At 73.1% G+C, this 14,800-nt stretch carries 14 protein-coding genes and 1 pseudogene; 7 read left to right on the top strand and 8 right to left on the bottom strand.

Translation table 11 applies throughout. The annotated features are described in order from the left end of the window. Positions 1-2: 2 nt before the first annotated feature. Positions 3-554 (bottom strand): hypothetical protein, encoded by a 552-nt coding sequence (locus C1729_RS11750; RefSeq protein WP_102510106.1) that lies wholly within the window; start codon positions 552-554, stop codon positions 3-5. Positions 555-604: 50 nt separating this feature from the next. Continuing rightward, on the bottom strand, positions 605-2,686 hold the full coding sequence (locus C1729_RS14790) for a serine/threonine-protein kinase (protein ID WP_207204612.1): 2,082 nt from the start codon (positions 2,684-2,686) through the stop codon (positions 605-607). A gap of 224 nt (positions 2,687-2,910) precedes the next feature. Between C1729_RS14790 and C1729_RS11735 the strand changes: the two genes are divergently transcribed. From C1729_RS11735 to C1729_RS11720, 4 genes are all read left to right on the top strand, one after another. Then, on the top strand, positions 2,911-4,431 hold the full coding sequence (locus tag C1729_RS11735) for an alpha,alpha-trehalose-phosphate synthase (UDP-forming) (RefSeq protein ID WP_102510105.1): 1,521 nt from the start codon (positions 2,911-2,913) through the stop codon (positions 4,429-4,431). Further along, a complete protein-coding gene (gene otsB / locus C1729_RS11730; RefSeq protein ID WP_102510104.1) occupies positions 4,428-5,228 on the top strand; it encodes a trehalose-phosphatase in 801 nt (266 codons plus the stop codon). The genes C1729_RS11735 and otsB overlap by 4 nt, the downstream gene beginning before the upstream one ends. 194 nt (positions 5,229-5,422) lie before the next feature. After that, the gene (locus C1729_RS11725; protein WP_102510103.1) at positions 5,423-6,547 is read left to right on the top strand and encodes an ABC transporter ATP-binding protein; all 1,125 of its coding nucleotides are present in this window, start codon (positions 5,423-5,425) and stop codon (positions 6,545-6,547) included. A 171-nt stretch (positions 6,548-6,718) separates the two neighbouring features. After that, the gene (locus C1729_RS11720) at positions 6,719-7,984 is read left to right on the top strand and encodes a DUF4032 domain-containing protein (RefSeq protein WP_102510102.1); all 1,266 of its coding nucleotides are present in this window, start codon (positions 6,719-6,721) and stop codon (positions 7,982-7,984) included. 202 nt (positions 7,985-8,186) lie between these two features. Here the strand turns inward: C1729_RS11720 and rlmB are convergent, their stop codons facing one another. Together rlmB and cysS are read right to left on the bottom strand one after the other, a co-directional pair. After that, positions 8,187-9,182, bottom strand: coding sequence for a 23S rRNA (guanosine(2251)-2'-O)-methyltransferase RlmB (gene rlmB / locus C1729_RS11715; protein ID WP_102510101.1), 996 nt, complete (start codon positions 9,180-9,182; stop codon positions 8,187-8,189). Continuing rightward, positions 9,182-10,615: a cysteine--tRNA ligase gene (cysS, locus tag C1729_RS11710; RefSeq protein ID WP_102510100.1), complete on the bottom strand. Its 1,434-nt coding sequence runs from the start codon at positions 10,613-10,615 to the stop codon at positions 9,182-9,184. The genes rlmB and cysS overlap by 1 nt, the downstream gene beginning before the upstream one ends. A gap of 48 nt (positions 10,616-10,663) precedes the next feature. Here cysS and C1729_RS15405 point away from each other — a divergent pair. Both C1729_RS15405 and C1729_RS15400 read left to right on the top strand, forming a co-directional pair. Next, positions 10,664-10,906, top strand: a pseudogene (locus C1729_RS15405) (D-arabinono-1,4-lactone oxidase); the annotation flags it as partial. Between the two features lie 31 nt (positions 10,907-10,937). Then, positions 10,938-11,078 (top strand): MmcQ/YjbR family DNA-binding protein, encoded by a 141-nt coding sequence (locus tag C1729_RS15400; RefSeq protein WP_242493812.1) that lies wholly within the window; start codon positions 10,938-10,940, stop codon positions 11,076-11,078. 6 nt (positions 11,079-11,084) lie between these two features. Here the strand turns inward: C1729_RS15400 and C1729_RS15230 are convergent, their stop codons facing one another. Continuing rightward, positions 11,085-11,219 (bottom strand): hypothetical protein, encoded by a 135-nt coding sequence (locus tag C1729_RS15230; RefSeq protein WP_277985817.1) that lies wholly within the window; start codon positions 11,217-11,219, stop codon positions 11,085-11,087. Positions 11,220-11,345: 126 nt separating this feature from the next. On the opposite strand from C1729_RS15230, the gene C1729_RS11700 reads away from it, so the two are divergent. Next, complete coding sequence (locus C1729_RS11700; protein WP_129590747.1) at positions 11,346-12,425, top strand: hypothetical protein; 1,080 nt, start codon at positions 11,346-11,348, stop codon at positions 12,423-12,425. Between the two features lie 75 nt (positions 12,426-12,500). Here C1729_RS11700 and ispF read toward each other — a convergent pair whose 3' ends face one another. The 3 genes from ispF to C1729_RS11685 form a co-directional block, all read right to left on the bottom strand. Further along, on the bottom strand, positions 12,501-13,010 hold the full coding sequence (gene ispF, locus C1729_RS11695; RefSeq protein WP_102510097.1) for a 2-C-methyl-D-erythritol 2,4-cyclodiphosphate synthase: 510 nt from the start codon (positions 13,008-13,010) through the stop codon (positions 12,501-12,503). A gap of 137 nt (positions 13,011-13,147) precedes the next feature. After that, positions 13,148-13,912 (bottom strand): IspD/TarI family cytidylyltransferase, encoded by a 765-nt coding sequence (locus tag C1729_RS11690; RefSeq protein WP_102510096.1) that lies wholly within the window; start codon positions 13,910-13,912, stop codon positions 13,148-13,150. A 291-nt stretch (positions 13,913-14,203) separates the two neighbouring features. Then, entirely contained in the window at positions 14,204-14,686 is a 483-nt protein-coding gene (locus tag C1729_RS11685; protein ID WP_102510095.1) for a CarD family transcriptional regulator, read from the bottom strand. Positions 14,687-14,800: the final 114 nt, after the last annotated feature.

The raw sequence follows: 14,800 nt of genomic DNA, 5'->3' as shown, positions 1-14,800 counted from the left end.
GCTCAGGCCGCGGGCACGGGCGGCCCCCGGCGCACCGGCACCGGTCCGCCGACGCGCACGCGGGCGCGTCGGACGTGGGCTCGCGGCGCGAGGCGCACCCGGCCGCGCGGGACGAGCACCGGCGTGGTCGCGTGCACGACGAGGCGCCGTCTGGCGACGTCGCGCACGCTCCGCAGGGTCGCGCGCAGCGCGGCGACGAGCCCGCCTGCGAGCACGACGAGCGCGACGTGCGCGAGCAGCACGGGCAGGGCGATCGTCGCGACGACGACCGCGACGTCACCGGCGGCGCCGCCGAGCGCGAGCGAGCCCTCGGGGCAGGCCGCGTCGGCTCGGACCATCGCGAGGTGCGTCGCCCACCAGGCGGGGGCACCAGCGGCGCTCACGCAGCGCGAGACGACCGAGATGCCGGCCTCGCCGAGCACGAACGCGAGGTGGAGGCTCACCTGGACGGCGAGGTAACCGAGGACGGCCGCCGCACCGACGCCGCGCACGAGCACGCTCGCCGCACGGACGCGCGACGAAGCGCCGTCCGAGGGGATCGTCCTGGTGCGCACGGGGCCGAGGATACTGCACGCTCCCGTGGACGTCCTGGGAGAGCCGTCGCTCACGAGAGGTTGGGCGGCCCGCCGAGCGGCGACCAGAGGATTGGCATGCCCACGGCGACGAGCAGCGCGCCGACCGCGGTGAGGGCGAGTGCGACGAGCACGACGAACAGCGTGCCGCCGCGGCCCGGTGCGAGATGCCCGAGGATCGTCCGCGCACCCCAGCGCGTCGACCAGCCGAGGGGCCCAAACCACAGCAGGAGCAGCCAGACGAACCCGACGGCCGCGAGCGCCGCGACGAACACCCACGTCGCGTTGATGGTGCCCTCGGCGGGCACGACGAGCTCCGCATGGCCGCGCTCGCCGAGCTCGTGCGTCGAGACAACGAGCCGGTTCGTCTGGAGCATCCACCACAGCGGTCCGCCGAGCATCGCGGCGACGGACCCGGCGACGAGGAGGCCGGGCAGGAGCGTGAGCCCCGCCTTGAGGAGATACCAGGGGTAGGAGAGGGTCGCGCGCGCGCCGTCGGCGCGCCCCCTGCCACGCGTCGCGCGCCGGGTGCGGAGCGCGTCGGAGGTCACGCCGACGGAACGCACGAGCACGACGACGAGGACGAGGACGAACGTCGCGACGACCGGGAAGAGGCCGATCGCGAGGGCGGCGGGCACGGCGAGCGCGAGCACGGCACCCGGGCGGCGCGGGTGCTCGACGCCGTCGGGAACGCCGTCACCGTCGGCATCGTGCGTGCTCGGGACGTCCTCGTCGAGCAGGTCACCCTCCCAGGACGGTGCGTCGGCCGGGGCATCCTCAGGTGTCGTCGGAGCGGCCACGGACCGCGGGGCGTACGGGTTGACAGGGACGACGGCGGTGGGTGGGCCGGGCGGCACGGGGACGTCGTGCGCGGGCAGCGCGCGCGTCGACCCGTCGGCGCCCGCGGGCAGCGGCGTCGTCGCGTCCGGCCCGGGCGCCGGCACGACGGCGGTCGGGTCGAGCCCGTGCGAGGCGGCCGCCGCGGCGGCCGCGAGTGCGACCCCTCCCGTCGGGACGGCACGCCCCGCGACGACGTCGTCGAAGCCCGGCAGCGGCGGGGCGTCGGGCTCGGGCTCGGGCTCAGGGACGGGCGTGCCGAACGCGCCCGTCGGCACGCGCAGGACGTCCGTGCGGCCGTCGTTGACGGGACCGGGCGTCGTCGTGACGCGCGGGCCCGCGCCCGGACCGTACGGGCCCGTGCCCTCATGCTCAACGACGCGTGCGTCGGGCTCCGCCGCCGCCTCGTCGTCCGGGCGGACAGCATGACCGACCATGAGCGCAGCCGGCACGACCGCGTGCGTCTCCCCCGCCGCGGCCGCCTCCCGGAGGGCTGCGACGACGTCGTCGGGCGACGTCCGCGCCGCCGGGTCCGTGACGAGCGCGCCCCGGAGCGCCGCCGCCGTGAGCCGCCCCGCCCCGCCGAGGTCGACGTCGCCCGCACGCACGCGGCCCAGCACCGCCTCGAGCGGACGCACCCCGAAGGGGGCGCGGCCAGTCACCGCGAACGCGACCGACGCCGCCCAGCCCCACCAGTCCCCCGCCGGGGACGGGTCGGCGCCGTCGAGGAGCTCGGGCGCGAGATAGCCGGGTGTGCCCATGACGAACCCGTGCGACGTCACGCGCGCGTCCGTGACTGCCTGCGCGATGCCGAAGTCGATGAGGACCGGGCCGTGGTCTGCGAGGAGGATGTTCGACGGCTTGACGTCGCGGTGGACGAGGCCCGCGTCGTGGACCGCGTGGAGCGCCCGCGCGAGCTTCTCCGCGAGCTCGAGGGTGTCCTCCGCGTCGAGCGGGCCGCCGCCGAGGACCTCGTCCTCGAGGCTCGGGCCGTCGACGAGCTCGGTGACGACGAACGCCTCGTCCGCGTCGACCTCCGCGTCGAGGACCGTGACGAACGCGTCGTCCTCGACCTTGCGCAGAGCCGCGACCTCGCGCACGAGGCGTGCGCGCGCGTCATCGGTCGCGGCGAGCGACCGATGGAGGACCTTGAGCGCGACGGGCGTGCCACCACCGTCGACCGCGCGGTAGACGGTGCCCGACGCCCCTGCGCCGAGCACCCGTTCGATCGTGTAGCCGCCGACCTCGTCCCCGGGCTTCCGTTCGTTGCGCTCCATCCTCGCAACCTAACCGAGCGGGTCCCCGGCCGCGTCCGGCACACGCCGTCCCCGCCCCGGAGCCACCCCATGGTTTCTCCCCAGGACGGTCAACGTCTCCCCAGGTAGGGTGAGGCTCGGAGCCGACGCCCGCGCACCAGCAGGGCGTTCGAGCCGAGCAGAGCCGCCGCCCCGGTGCGACGCTCGCGCAGGGACGGCACGTACCACGGAGGAGCGGAAGACGCATGACCGAGGACCTCAGCAGCGCCCCCATCACGACGAGCGCGACGGACGACGGCTACGACCTCGTCGTCGTCGCCAACCGGCTGCCCGTCGACCACACCGTCGAGCCTGACGGCACCACGTCGTGGCGCCGGGCACCCGGCGGGCTCGTCACCGCGATCGCTCCGCTCATGGAGGCCGACGAGGGCGCCTGGGTCGGCTGGGCCGGCGCCGCCGACGTCGAGCACGAGCCGTTCGACGCGAGCGGCATCCGCTGCGTTCCCGTCACCCTGTCGGCGGGCGAGGTCGAGCGCTACTACGAGGGGTTCTCCAACGACACCCTCTGGCCGCTCTACCACGACGTCATCGCGCCGCCGAAGTTCCACCGGACCTGGTGGGAGACGTACCAGGAGGTCAACGACCGCTTCGCGCGCGCCGCCGCCGAGGTCGCCGCGCCGGGAGGCGTCGTCTGGGTGCAGGACTACCAGCTCCAGCTCGTCCCCGCGATCCTCCGCCGTCTGCGCCCCGACCTCCGCATCGGCTTCTTCAACCACATCCCGTTCCCGCCCGTCGAGCTCTTCGCGCAGCTCCCGTGGCGCAGCCAGGTGCTCGAGGGCCTCCTCGGCGCGGACGTCGTCGGGTTCCAGCGCACGGCGGACGCCGCGAACTTCCTGCGTGCCGTCCGCCGCCTCACGGCTCGCACGACCCGCCGCCACCACGTCGTCGTCCCGGACGCCGACGGCGGCACGCGCGAGGTGCGCGCCGGCGCGTTCCCCATCTCGATCGACTCGAGCTCGTTCGACGCCCTCGCGCGCACCCCCGAGGTCCAGGCCCGCGCCCGCGAGATCCGCCACGAGCTCGGGGACCCCGAGGTCATCATGCTCGGCGTCGACCGCCTCGACTACACCAAGGGCATTCGGCACCGCATCAAGGCCTTCGGCGAGCTCATCGAGGACGGCACCGTCGACGTCTCCTCCGTGACGCTCGTCCAGGTCGCGAGCCCCAGCCGCGAAAACGTCGGGGCGTACATGCAACTGCGCGAGGAGGTCGAAGGGCTCGTCGGCCGCATCAACGGCGAGGTCGCCGACTTCGGCCACACCGCCGTCCACTACATGCACCACTCCTACCCTGCCGAGGAAATGGCAGCGCTGTGCTGCGCCGCCGACGTCATGCTCGTCACCTCGCTGCGCGACGGCATGAACCTCGTCGCCAAGGAGTACGTCGCCGCCCGCTCCGACGAGTCAGGCGTCCTCGTGCTCTCGGAGTTCACGGGCGCCGCCGACGAGCTCGCCCGCGGGGCGCTCCTGTGCAACCCCCACGACATCGACGGGCTCAAGGCGACGATGATGCGGGCGGCGTCAATGCCGCGGCGCGAAATGCGTACCCGCATGCGACGGCTGCGCAAGCAGGTGCTCGAGCACGACGTCGCGCTGTGGTCGCGCACGTTCCTCGACGTCGTGCGGGGCACGTCGACGCACGCCGACACGTCCCTCGAGGAACGCCACCCCGACTCCTACGCGAACGTCACGGGAGCGCCTGCGTGACGGGGCTCCCCGAGGACCTCACGTCCGCGCTCGACGACCTCGCCGCGCTCGCCCGCGCCGGGCGCCCGGTGCTCGTGGCGTCCGACTTCGACGGGGTCCTCGCCGACCTCGTCGACGACCCCGAAGCGTCCCGGCCGCGCCCCGAGGCCACGGCGGCACTCACGGCGCTCGCCCGCGCCGGCGAGCACGTCGTCCTCGCGCTCGTCTCGGGACGTGACGTCGCGACGCTCGCGCGACTCTCGGGCGCCCCGGCGGGGACGGTGCTCATCGGCTCCCACGGTGCCGAGCGGGGCGTCGTCGCACCCGACGGGACGCTCGACGCCCGGCCGCTCGACCTACCAGCCGCCGACTCGGCCCGTCTCGAGGCGGTCGTCACGACGCTCGAGGACGTCGCCGCGCGCGCCGACGGCGCGTGGGTCGAGCGCAAGCCGACGTCCGCCGTCCTCCACGTCCGGCTCGTCGCGCGCGAGCATGCCGAGGAGCTGCGCGCCGACGCCCTCGCGCGGGTCCGCGCGCTCGGCGTCGACGCGATGCTCGGCAAGGACGTCGTCGACTGCAACGTCGTCACGACGTCGAAGGGCGCCGCGCTCACCGCGCTCGGCGCCGAGACCGACGCGGCCCGCACGCTCTACCTCGGCGACGACGTCACCGACGAGCGTGCGTTCGCCGCCCTCGGGCCCGACGACGTCACCGTCCGCGTCGGACCGGGCGACACCGTTGCCCGGTTCCGCGTGCCCGGCACGGCGGCGGCCGCCCGCGTGCTCGCACACGTCGGCGGCGCGGTCACCACCTCATAGGTCCGCGGACGGGTGAACTCGGTCCGTGACCTACGTCCCGCAGCCCGCACACCCCGACTTGTGGCAGGATGGGCGACGGACCACGCGCCGACGCGCGGTCCGTGTCAGAGACGACGCACAATCGAATCAACGCTGACACTCTTCACGACGGATCGTCCGGCACGTACCTGCCGGTGAAGGGAACGGTTACCACCATGGCTACCGTCACGTACGACAAGGCTTCGCGGATCTACCCGGGCACCGAGCGCCCGGCGGTCGACCAGCTCGACCTCCACATCGAGGACGGCGAGTTCCTCGTCCTCGTCGGCCCCTCCGGCTGCGGAAAGTCGACCTCCCTGCGCATGCTCGCGGGTCTCGAGGACGTCAACGGCGGCCGCATCCTCATCGGCGACAAGGATGTCACGCACATCCAGCCGAAGGACCGCGACATCGCGATGGTCTTCCAGAACTACGCGCTGTACCCGCACATGACCGTCGCGGACAACATGGGCTTCGCGCTCAAGATCGCCGGCACCCCGAAGGCGGACATCCGTGCCCGCGTCGAGGAGGCCGCGAAGATCCTCGACCTCACCGAGTACCTCGACCGCAAGCCCAAGGCCCTCTCCGGTGGTCAGCGTCAGCGTGTCGCCATGGGCCGCGCCATCGTGCGTCAGCCTCAGGTGTTCCTCATGGACGAGCCGCTGTCGAACCTCGACGCCAAGCTGCGTGTCCAGACCCGTACGCAGATCGCGTCGCTCCAGCGCCGCCTCGGTGTCACGACCGTCTACGTCACGCACGACCAGACCGAGGCCCTCACCATGGGTGACCGCATCGCGGTCCTCAAGGACGGTCTCCTCCAGCAGGTCGGCACGCCGCGCGACATGTACGACACGCCCGCCAACGTCTTCGTCGCCGGCTTCATCGGCTCGCCTGCGATGAACCTCGGCACGTTCAAGGTCAACGGCGGCGTCGCGGAGGTCGGCCCCGCCCGGATCCCCGTCTCGCGCGCCGCGGTCGCGGCTCTTGGCCCCGAGGACAACGGCAAGATCACGCTCGGCTTCCGCCCCGAGGCCCTCGACGTCGTCTCGCAGGCCGAGGCCTCCGCATTCCCCGTCGAGGTCAACATCGTCGAGGAGCTCGGCTCCGACGCCTTCGTCTACGGCACGCTCAAGGGCTCGCTCGCCGACGCGGACGTCCACTCGGGCGCCGGTGACAACCAGGTCATCGTCCGCATCGACCCGCGCAACGTGCCCGCCAAGGGCGAGCGCATCTTCGTCGCGATCCGTCCCGGCGAGGAGCACCTCTTCGGCGCCGGCTCAGGCCTGCGTCTTCCCGCCTGACGTACAGCGCACGCAGGGGCGGTCCGGCAGCACGCCGGACCGCCCCTGCGGCGTTCCTGCTCCCTATGCTGGGTGCGGGTGCTCGTCGCACCCACCCGCGGGTGCTCGCCGCACCCCGGGTGCGGGTGCCGCCGCACCCACGCCCGCCCGCCGCGACCGAACGAGGACACCGTGCCGCTCCAACGCCTGCAGATCACCGCAGCAGACCCCGATCCCGCGCTGCTCGACCTGCCGTGGAACATCCCGCTCGAGGAATGGCCCGCCGACCGGCTCGCGGCCCTCCCCCGCGGTATCTCCCGCCACATCGTGCGGTTCGTGCGACTCTCGGGCGGCATCATCGCCGTCAAGGAGATCGGCGAGACAGTCGCGCACCGCGAGTACGAGCTCCTCCGCCAGCTCGGCCGCATCGGCGGCGTGCCGTGCGTCGAGCCCGTCGGCGTCATCACGGGCCGCACCGCCGACGACGGCGAGCCTCTCGAGGCCGTCCTCATCACGCGTCACCTGCAGTTCTCTCTGCCCTACCGTGCGCTCTTCAGCCAGGAGCTGCGCCCCGAGACCGCGACGCGCCTCATCGACGCGCTCGCCGTCCTCCTCGTGCGCCTCCACCTCGTCGGCTTCTACTGGGGCGACGTCTCGCTCTCGAACACGCTTTTCCGGCGCGACGCCGACCGCTTCTCCGCGTACCTCGTCGATGCCGAGACCGGTGACCTCCACGCGAAGCTCACCGACGGGCAGCGCAACTACGACGTCGACCTCGCCCGCACGAACATCATCGGCGAGATGATGGACCTCCAGGCGGGCGAGTACATGGACGAGGACACCGACATCATCGCGATCGGCGACGCCCTCGTGCAGCGGTACAACGAGCTGTGGGCCGCCCTCACCGACGAAGAGACGTTCGGTGCGGCCGATCGCTGGCGCGTCGCCGCTCGTATCGAGCGTCTCAACGCTCTCGGCTTCGACGTCGGCGAGCTCGAGATGACGACGGACCTCGACGGCACCAAGGTGCACATCCAGCCGAAGGTCGTCGAGGCCGGCCACCACTCGCGTCGCCTACTGCGGCTCACGGGCCTCGACGTCCAGGACAACCAGGCACGCCGACTTCTCAACGACCTCGACGAGTACCGTGCCGCGTCCGACCGGCAGGGCGAGGAGGAGCAGTTCGTCGCGCACGACTGGGTGACCGAGGTGTTCGAGCCGACTGTCCGTGCCGTGCCGCGGTCCATGCGCGGCAAGCTCGAGGCCGCCCAGATGTTCCACGAGATCCTCGACCACCGCTGGTACATCTCGGAGAAGCAGAATCGCGACGTCCCGATGCCCGAGGCTGTCGCGAGCTACGTAACGAACGTCCTCGCGCACCGTCGCGACGAGCAGCAGCTGCTCGGCCTCGCGCCCGAGGACGCGGCGCTCCAGGAGGACGGCGGCAGCTGGGGCTGAGATGTTCCGATAGCCGATCGGACCACCTCACGTGGTCCGATCGGCTATCGACCGTGGGCGCAGGCGCTCGATAGCGGATCGATACGACTGACGTGCGCGGATCGGCTATCGACCGTGGGCGCGGGGTGCTCGATAGCGGATCGATACGACTGACGTGCGCGGATCGGCTATCGACCGTGGGCGCGGAGCGCTCGAGAGCGGGTCAGGCGTTGCGGCGGGTGCGAGCGACCTCGTAGAGCGCGATGCCCGCAGCGACACCCGCGTTGAGCGACTCGGTCGCCGCGTCGATCTCGATCGACGTGATCGCGTCGCACGTCTCGCGCACGAGCCGCGCGAGCCCCTTGCCCTCCGAGCCGACGACGAGCACGAGCGGGTCCGTCGAGAACGGCAGCGCGTCGATCGTCGTCTCGCCACCAGCGTCGAGCCCGACGACGAAGCACCCGGCCTTGCGCGCCTCCTCGAGCGCCCGCACGAGGTTCGTCACACGCGCGACGGGCAGCCGTGCCGCCGCACCGGCCGACACCTTCCACGCGGCCGCCGTCATCTGCGCCGCGCGCCGCTCGGGCACGAGCACACCGTGCGCGCCGAACGCCGCCGCCGAGCGCAGCACGGCGCCGAGGTTGCGCGGGTCCGTGATCTGGTCGAGCGCGACGATGAGCGGCGCCCGCCCCGACGCCGCGGCGGCGTCGAGCAGGTCGTCGAGGTCCGCATACTCGTACGGCGGCACCTGGAGCGCGACACCCTGGTGGATCGCGCCGTCCGTGAGCCGGTCGAGCTCCGTGCGCGTCACCTCGAGAAGGTTGACGTTGCGCTCGACAGCGATCTGGAGGATCTCCTTCGTCCGGTCGTCCTGCTCGAGGCGCGAGGCCAGGTAGAGGCTCGTCGCCGGGATGTCCGCGCGCAGCGCCTCGAGAACCGAGTTGCGGCCCGCGACCATCTCATGGGTCGACGACCGTCCGCCGCCCGTGCGACGACCGGCCTGCACGCCCTTGCCCGCTGGGCGCTGCGGCGAGCGGGACGCCGCGGCCGCGGCAGCCTTACGCTTCGCGGCCACGTGGTACGAGCGGTCCTCGGCCTTGGGCGTCGGGCCCTTGCCCTCGAGCGCCTTCCGGCTGTGCCCGCCCGTCCCGACCTTCGGGCCCTTCTTCGAGCCCGCCTTGCGGACCGCTCCAGGTCGCTTCGCCTTGCCTGCTGCCATCAGAGGTCCTTCGGTGAGTCGGAAGCGAGGGACCAGCGGGCCCCCGTCGGAGAGTCCTCGACGACGACGCCGGCCGCCGCGAGGCGGTCGCGCACGGCGTCGGCCGTCGCGAAGTCGCGGTCCGCGCGCGCCTGCGCACGGCGGGCGAGCTCGGCCTCGACGAGGACGTCGAGCGCACGCTGCGCCCGGTCGTCGCCCGCCGCGCCCGCCCACACGGGCGAGCCCGGGTCGAGCCCGAGGACGTCGAGCATGACGCGGACGTCGAGCAGCGCCGCACGCAGCGCCGCGTCGTCACGCCCGGCGAGAGCCGAGTTGCCCGCACGCAGCGCCTCGTGGACGACCGCGAGCGCGACCGAGACGTTGAGGTCGTCGTCCATCGCGTCCGCGAACGCCTGCGGGACCGTCGCCGCGGCGACGTCCTCGGCCGTCACGGCGGCACGCTCGGAGGCGCGCACGACGAAGCCCTCGAGCCGCGACCACATCGCCTCGGCGTCCGCGAGGGTCTCGTCGGTCCACTCGAGCATCGAACGGTAGTGGACCGTCGCGAGCGCCCAGCGCACAGCGGCCGGCCGCGCTCGCCCGAGGAGCTCGGCGATGCCGAGCCCGTTGCCGAGCGACTTGCTCATCTTCGTGCCGCCCTGCGTCACCCACGCCGAGTGCATCCAGTGCTGCGCGAAGCTCAGGCCTGCGGCCCGTGACTGGGCCTGCTCGTTCTCGTGGTGCGGGAAGCGCAGGTCGAGGCCGCCGCCGTGGATGTCGAACGCGTCGCCGAGGTAGCGGCGGGCCATCGCGGAGCATTCGAGGTGCCAGCCCGGGCGTCCGGGGCCGAACGGCGTCGGCCACGAGGCTGTCGCGGGCTCGCCCGGACGGTTGGCCTTCCAGAGCGCGAAGTCGTGCGGGTGACGCTTGCCGTGCGCGTCCGCGGTCTCTTCGGCCGGCTGGAGGTCCTCGCGGCGCTGACGCGTGAGCGACCCGTACTCCGGGTACGAGCCGACGTCGAAGAAGACGTTGCCGGGCGTCGTCGTGTACGCGTGGCCGCGCCCGACGAGCCGCTCCATGAGGTCGATCATGTCGGTGACGTGACCGGTCGCGCGCGGCTCGTACGTCGGGTGGTCGACGCCGAGCGCGTCGTACGCCTCGGTGAACGCGCGCTCGAAGAGCGCGGCGTGCGCCCACCACGGCCGCCCCGCGGCCTCGGCCTTCGCGAGGATCTTGTCGTCGATGTCCGTGACGTTGCGGATGAGCGTGACGTCGAGCCCGCTCCGGCGCAGCCAGCGCACGAGGACGTCGAACGCGACGGCCGCGCGCATGTGCCCGACGTGGGGCGCGCTCTGGACCGTCGCACCGCACAGGTAGATGCCGACCCTGCCCGGCTCGAGGGGCGTGAGGTCGCGCAGCTCGCGCGCGGCGGTGTCGAAGAGGCGGAGAGTCACAGGCCCTAGCCTATCGGCCCGCACCCGCACGGCTCTGCCGCGCCCGGCGTGTGGCTCTCGACTGCGGACGGCCGCCGCACCGCCTACGTCGCCGTCCACCAGTACTGGCGCACCGACCGCAGACGCCTCTTCGCTGCGGTCCAGGAGATCATGGTCGCCCGCGAGGGCCGGCCCCACTGGGGCAAGGAGCACGCCGTCGCACGGGACTACCTCGAGAGGGTCTACCCGCGCCTCGGCGACCACCGCGCCGTGCGCGCGGACGTCGACCCGTCGGGCACGTTCCTCAACCCGCACGTCCGTCAGGTGCTCGGGTGGCTGGCACATGCACAAGCGGCACTGGGTGTCGCTCGTCCTCCACAACGACCTCGACCCGAAGCTCCTCGAACAGCTGCTCGAGGACTCCTACGATCTCGTCGTCGCGAAGCTTCCCGTGCGGCTGCGGCCCGTCACGCACCAGCGCTGAACGGGCTCAGTCCTCGTTGGGGTGGACGAAGTCGACCGCCGCGATGACGGGGCAGTCGAGCGGCGTGCGGTCACCGGTCGTCACGAAGGGCGCCGTCGTCGGGGTCGCCGGTGTCGAGGTCGCAGGCGTCGCCGAGGTCACCTGTCCCCGAAGGCCAGCGCTGCCGCGGATGCCGCACAACGGCCCCAAGTGCCCCGCAGCACCCCACACAGCCGCTAGGGTGACGCCTGCTCCACGATCCGGTCAGACACCTCGAAGGACACCTCCATGGCGAAGAAGAGCTCGTCCGCCCACCTCGACGTCTCCTGCCCCACGTGCGGCTCCGGCATGACTCACGAACCGGCGACCGACCTCCTGCGCTGCGGGTCCTGCTCGACGACCCTCGTCGTCCCCGTGCCGCCCGCGACCGACATGGCGTTCCACGCGTACGACGACTGGGTGACGACCACCGCCGGTCGCACCGCCGACCAGCTCGACGGCGTCACCCTGCGCTGCTCCGGCTGCGGCGCGACGACCGCGACGACCGCCGTCGCCACGTCGTGCTCCTTCTGCGGCGCCGCGCTCGTGCCCCTCGCCGCAGGCGAGGCCGTCCTCACCCCGACGGGCATCATCCCGTTCAAGGTCACGCAGGACGACGCGCGCACGGCCTTCCTCACGTGGCTCCACGGACGGAAGCTCGGCGTCGACTCGCTCCGCGAGGTCACCGACGCGGAGTCCGTCCGCTCGGTCCTCGCCCCATGGTGGAGCCCGACGGCCCGCGCGACGACGACGTACCGCGGCGCCCGCGGCGACGTCCGCGGCTCCGGCGAACGCAGCGAGCTCGTCTGGTACGAGGCCGCCGGCACGACAGTCCGCGACGTCGTCGGCGACCCGCTGGTCGCGTCCAACCTCACCGACGAGCTCTGGGACGACGCGAGCCTGCCGAAGCTCAAGCACGTCGTGCCGTACGTGCCGGCGCTCGTCGCGGGCCACGCCGCCGCACGCTTCGACATCGAGCCGTCGGCCGCCGTCGACGAGATGAAGGACGCGGCCGAGGACACGATCGCGCGCGACGTCCGTCGCTCGATCGGTGGCGACGACCAGCGGATCGACCACCTGCTCACCGCGTGGTCCGACGTGCGCCTCGGACTCTTCCTCGCCCCGTACTGGCGGCTCACCTACGTGCACGAGGGCACGACGTACGAGGTCGTCGTCGACGGGCGCACGGGCGACGTCGACGGCGACTTCCCCATGGACCGCGCCAAGGTGCGGCGCAGGCAGGTCGGGTGCGCGCTCGGCTGCCTCGGCATCGTCGCCGCCGTCGTCGCGGCCCTCATGCTGCCGTCGCTGCTCGAAAAGCTCTTCTAACGGGCCGGCCCGGGGGCGCTGCGTACCTGACGTCCCGCTCTGCCGGTGCCATCGACCGCGAGACGTCGCGGCCTCTCAGCGCACCTCGACGACGAGCGCTGTCGCGATCGCGCAGATGCCCTCGCCACGGCCCGTGAACCCGAGCCCGTCGGTCGTCGTCGCGCTCACCGTCACGGGCGCGCCGCACGCCGCGCTCAGCGCGGCCGCAGCCTCGGCCCGGCGCGGGCCGAGGCGCGGCCGGTTGCCGACGACCTGCACCGCGACGTTCCCGATCTCGAAACCCGCGGCACGCACGCGTCGTGCGGCCTCGGCGAGGAGCACCGTGCCGGCGGCGCCCGCCCACTCGGGCTCCGACGTCCCGAAGTTCGAGCCCAGGTCGCCGAGCCCCGAGGCCGAGAAGAGCGCGTCGGCGACCGCGTGTGCGGCCGCGTCGGCGTCCGAGTGGCCCGCGAGGGGTCGCTCGCCCGGCCAGGTGAGGCCGGCGAGGGCGAGGTCGCGCGGGTCGTCGTCGCCGGCCCACGCGTGGACGTCGACTCCGATACCCGTGCGCGGGAGCGGGACGGGGCGGCGGGCGTCGGCGGTCATGCGTGAACTCCTCGTCGTGCGGGTGCGCCCGGGGCGGCTCGTCGCGCCCCAGCACCATGCGATGGTGCCCCCAACCTACAAGTCCGATCGCCTCCCGGACTCGTAGCGCCGCAGCCCCATGCGACGGTGCAGGGCCCCTACGAGTCGCGGGGCTGGTCCTCGAGGAGAAGCGTCGCGAGCGCCAGGTCGCGGCGCGTCGTGATCTTCAGCGCGAGGTCGTCGCCCGCGACCGCGTGGACGCGGTGGCCGGCACGCTCGACGAGTGTCGCGTCGTCGGTCGCGGCCGTCGCCTCGTCCGCACCGTCGACCCCGGCGGCCTGGGCCGCCGCGTGCGCGGCGTCGAGCGTCGCCCGGTCGAAGCCCTGCGGCGTCTGGACGATGCCAAGAGCCGTCCGCGGTGTCGCGCCGAGCGTCGGCACACCACCGTCGGGCAGGCGCCCCGCTGCGAACGCGCCGTCGGCGACGGCCTGCAGCGAGTCGACGACGGGCACGAGCGGCGTCACCGCGACGTGTCCCGCGGCGACGGCGCGGGCGACGCGCGCGACGACGTCGGGAGGCGTGAGCGCGCGGGCCGCGTCATGGACGAGCACCGTGCCATCGCCCGGCGGGAGCGCCGCAAGCCCTGCCGCGACCGACGCCTGCCGGCTCGCACCGCCCGGGACGACGGTGAGCGCGGGCGGCGTGCCGTCGGGGAGCGTGAGGCCGACGAGCGCCGCCCGGACGTCGTCGACGTGCGCGGCGGGGGCCGTGACGACGAGGGTCGTCACCTCGCCCGACGCGAGGAGCCTGCGGGCGGCGTGGACGAGCAGCGGGACGCCGTCGAGCGGGACGAGAGCCTTGGGGAGCGTCGACCCGAGCCGGGAGCCGGAGCCTGCGGCCGTGAGGATCGCGGAGCGGAGCATGCCCCGAACCTACCGCCACCTCCCACGACTCGGAGGTCCCCAGCACCATCGAACGGTGCCCCAGACCTACCAGTCGCACCGCACGCACGACTCGGAGGTCCCCAGCACCATCGAACGGTGCCCCAGACCTACCAGTCGCACCGCACGCACGACTCGAAGGTCCCCAGCACCATCGAACGGTGCCCCAGACCTACCAGTCGCGGACGGGTGCGGCGTCGCGGCTCGGCCCCGACAGAGCAGGAGCCCCGCAACGGGACGGTGCGGGGCTCCTGCGAGTCGATGAGTGTCGCGTCAGGACGCGAGCACCTCGTCGAGGATGGCCTCGGCCTTCTCCTCCTCGGTGTTCTCGGCGAGCGCGAGCTCCGAGACGAGGATCTGGCGGGCCTTCGAGAGCATGCGCTTCTCGCCGGCCGAGAGGCCACGGTCAGCGTCGCGGCGCGAGAGGTCACGCACGACCTCGGCGACCTTGATGACGTCACCCGACGCGAGCTTCTCGAGGTTGGCCTTGTAGCGGCGCGACCAGTTGGTCGGCTCTTCCGTGTACGGGGCGCGGAGCACCTCGAACACCTTGTCGAGACCCTGCTGGTCGACGACGTCGCGGACACCCACGAGGTCGACGTTCTCGGCCGGGACCTCGATCGTCAGGTCACCCTGGGCGACCTTGAGCTTGAGGTAGATCTTGTCGACACCCTTGATCGTGCGAGTCTTGATCTCTTCGATCAGCGCAGCACCGTGGTGCGGGTAGACGACGGTCTCCCCCACTGAGAAAGTCATTGGATTGGATCCCCTTTCGCGGACGACCATCCTACCACGGAAAAGGGCGGAATTACGGGGGCCGTCCGTTCTCGGGGCCGCTCCGTGGACGCCGCGAGGCCCACCGACCACCGG

It is taken from the genome of Sanguibacter massiliensis, from assembly GCF_900240335.1.
GTDB classification, from domain to species: domain Bacteria; phylum Actinomycetota; class Actinomycetes; order Actinomycetales; family Cellulomonadaceae; genus Flavimobilis; species Flavimobilis massiliensis.
Note: the sequence above shows the minus strand (reverse complement) of the source record. Positions and strands in the feature narration are given on the sequence as shown.